The 3,368-nt window shown below is 70.8% G+C and carries 2 protein-coding genes and 1 pseudogene; all 3 read left to right on the top strand.

Annotation, left to right across the window (positions count from 1 at the left end; all coding sequences use genetic code 11):
• Positions 1 to 42: 42 nt before the first annotated feature.
• Positions 43 to 828 carry an ABC transporter ATP-binding protein gene (locus tag VD972_RS00555; RefSeq protein WP_324979106.1) on the top strand — a complete coding sequence of 262 codons (786 nt, stop codon included), beginning with the start codon at positions 43 to 45 and terminating at the stop codon, positions 826 to 828.
• Entirely contained in the window at positions 825 to 2,549 is a 1,725-nt protein-coding gene (locus VD972_RS00550; protein WP_324979103.1) for a putative ABC exporter domain-containing protein, read from the top strand. The genes VD972_RS00555 and VD972_RS00550 overlap by 4 nt, the downstream gene beginning before the upstream one ends.
• Positions 2,550 to 2,600: 51 nt before the next feature.
• Positions 2,601 to 3,368, top strand: a pseudogene (locus tag VD972_RS00545) (hemagglutinin); the annotation flags it as partial.

Below are 3,368 nucleotides of genomic sequence, written 5' to 3'. Positions count from 1 at the left end.
ACACGGTGAAGGACCTGCTCAAGCTGCACTGACCGGAGCCCCTTGCCCCCCATTGAACCGACGCCCGTGCTGGAGGTGGTAGCCCTGGAGAAGGCCTATGGCGCGGTGAAGGCCGTGCAGGGGCTGACCTTCCAGGTCGCTCCCGGCGAGGTGCTCGGGCTGGTGGGGCCCAACGGGGCGGGGAAGACGACCACGCTGCGCTGCCTGGCGGGCATCCTGCCGCCCTCCGGCGGGCGCGTGCGGGTGGCCGGGCATGACCTGGCGGGCGCGCCGGTGGAGGCCAAGCACGCCCTGGCGTTCCTGCCGGACGAGCCGCGCCTCTTCGAGTACCTCACCGTGTGGGAGCACCTGAACTTCGTGGCCCGCCTCTACGGCGTGGAGGGCTGGGAGGAGAAGGGGCGCGTGCTGCTCGTCGAGATGGAGCTGAGCAGCAAGGAGCGGGCGCTGCCGGGAGAGCTGTCGCGGGGCATGAAGCAGAAGCTCTCCATCGCCTGCGGCTTCCTGCACGATCCACGACTCATCCTGCTGGACGAGCCGCTCACGGGGCTGGACCCGATCGGCATCCGGCGGATGAAGAAGTCCCTGCGCCAGCGGGCGGAGCAGGGAGCGGCGCTGGTGCTCTCCTCGCACCTGCTGCCGTTGGTGGAGGAGCTGTGCCACCGCATCCTCGTCATCTCGGGAGGGCGCGCGGTGGCGCTGGGGACGCTGGCGGAGATCCGCGCGCAGCTGAGCGGGCTGGATGCGGAGAGCGCCTCGCTGGAGGAGATCTTCGTGCGCATCACCAGCGCTGGGGGCGAGGAACGGCCGGAGCCTCCTCCCACGTCATGAGCTTCCCGCGAGCGGTGGCGTTCCTGTGGTGGGCCTCGCTGCGCAACCGGGTGCGCAAGCAGGTGGAGCGCCTGCGCCAGCCCAAGTACCTGGCCGGCCTGATCGTCGGCGGCGCCTACCTGTACATGGTCGTCCTCCGGCGGCTGAGCTTCCAGCGCTCCTCCGAGGCGCTCCCGCCGGGAGCGCTGACCATGACCGAGCTGTCGCTGGGAAGCATGTTGATGCTGACGCTGGCCTCGGGCTGGGTGCTGGGGCAGGACCGGCCGTCGCTCCGGTTCTCGGAGACGGAGGTGCAGCAGCTCTTCCCCGCGCCCATCAGCCGGCGGGGGCTGCTGCACTACAAGCTGGTGCGCGGGCTGATCGGCGCCGCAGTGACTTCCGTGTTCACCACCCTCTTCTTCGGCCGGCTGGTGACGCCCCACTTCGTGCTCTTCTTCCTGGGCTCCGTGCTCGCGTTCCTCACCGTGAACCTGCACGTCACCGCCGCCTCCTTCGTCCGGACGCGGCTGGCCAGCCTGGGGTGGCCGGGGACGGCGCTCCGGTGGGGCGTGCTCCTCGTGCTGCTCGCTGCCTTCGGCCTGGCGGTGTACATGGCGCTCCAGGCGCACCCCTGGCCCGCGAACCTCGAAGGAGGGAAGGCGCTGCGGGAGTGGCTCCCCGTGCTGTTGGACCATCCCGCGATGCGGGTGGCGCTGTGGCCCGGGCGGACGCTGGTGGCGCCGGCCCTGGCGCAGGGCCTGGGGGCCTTCCTCGGCACCCTGCCGCTCATGCTGGGACTGCTCGTGGCCCACTACCTCTGGCTGGCCGCGCTCATCGTCCCCTTCGAGGAGGCGGTGGTGGTTCGGGCCGAGACGGCGGCGCGCCGGCGTGGGCAGCGAACGTCCAGGATCGGGCACATCGTCATGCGGAAGCCCTTCTTCCGCCTGAAGTCCTCCGGCCGGCCCGAGGTGGCGCTGCTGTGGAAGAACCTCACCGCTGCGCGGCGGATGGCGGGGCCGGAGGTCGTCCTCGTCCTCGCGCTGCTGGGGCTCGCCGTCCCCATCGGCGTGGCCTTCGTTTCTCCCGAAGCGCTCCCCGAGACGCGGCAGGTGATGGCGGCCCTCTACCTGTCCTTCTCGGGCATGCTCACCGTGTTCGGTCCTGTGTCGATGCGCTCGGATCTCCGCATGGACCTGCCGAAGTTGGATCTGCTCCGGGCCCTGCCGCTGACGGGGAGACAGGTGGTGATGGCCGAGGTGCTCGCCCCGGGACTGCTGCTGGCCGCCATGCAGCTTGGGTTGATCCTCTTGGCCGTGGGGATGATCGTGGGCGCGCCGGGGCAGTGGGGCGCCGCCATGTGGGTGGCGGGCGGGCTGGGGCTGATTCCGCTGATGCCGGCGCTGGCCATCGCCGGAGTGTTTGTCCAGAACGCCGCGGTGGTGCTCTTCCCCTCGTGGCTGCCCGCGGATGGGGAGCGGGCCCGGGGCATTGAAGCCCTGGGGCAGCGGCTGCTGACGCTGGCGGGAGCCGTGGTGGTGATGTTGGGAGGACTGGTGCCCGCCGCGATCGTGGCCTCCCTGGTGGGCTTCGCCTTGTACGGTTTCCTGGGAGTGTGGGCGCTGCCCTGCGCGGGGTTCACTGCTGCGGCCGGAGTGGCCCTCGAGGTGAGCCTGGGAATCATGGCGCTCGGCCGAGTCTTCGACCGGATGGATGTGTCGAGCGAAGGCCCGGGAGCCCCATAAGGGCGGCAGGGGTTTGAACGGGGGCGGTCAACTCGCGCAAGCTGGGGAACCATGTCTCCCTTGCGGACCGCTCTCCTCGTGCTGGGCCTCCTTCTGGCCGGTAGCGCCCTCGCCGAGCCGGACACCTTCGGGCTTGGCACGGGGCGCAGTGGCCCCTTGCAGGTCACCGTCCTGGACACGGTCATCAACCGCTACGCGCAGCTCACCGCTGGCGCAGCGGCCGGGACGAAGGATCTGACGGTCTCCGACTCCAGTGGCTTCATCGCGGGAGACCTGGTGCTCCTTCATCACTCCACGGGCCTGACGCCTGCCCCCGAGTCGGGAGATCAGCGGCGGCTCCGTCTCGACACCGGCACGCCAGGCCGGTTCGAGTACGGACGGGTGGAGGCGGTGTCTCCGGGGGGGCTGCGGCTGACGGCGCCGCTGATGAACGGCTACCCGGCCAGCGTGGCGCAGGTGGTGAGCGTGCCCGAGTACACGGACGTCCAGGTGCTCGCCGGAGCCTCGCTCCGGGCAGCGCCGTGGGATGGGCGCGTAGGAGGGATCCTCGCGCTGCTGGCCACGGGCACGCTGAACAACAGCGGACTCGTGTCGGTGGACGGTGCGGGATTCCGTGGCGGTGTCTTCCTCAACCACGCGAACCTCAACGGCTGCGCGGGCCTGGACGAGCCGGTGGCCAGCGGGGGTTCCTACAAGGGAGAGGGGCTGGTGGATGGGCGCTACGGCATGGCCTCTGGGCGGGGCAACGTGGCCAACGCCGGAGGCGGAGGCAACTGTCACAACGCCGGAGGCGGAGGTGGAGGGCATGCGGGAATGGGA

It is taken from the genome of Hyalangium sp. (assembly GCF_035629615.1).
Lineage (GTDB): Bacteria > Myxococcota > Myxococcia > Myxococcales > Myxococcaceae > Hyalangium.
This window is presented reverse-complemented; position numbering and strand designations above follow the sequence as displayed.

Excerpts from the sequence above, each read along its gene's own strand:
- VD972_RS00550 (WP_324979103.1), top strand. The coding sequence starts at position 825 with ATGAGCTTCCCGCGAGCGGTGGCGTTCCTGTGGTGGGCCTCGCTGCGC.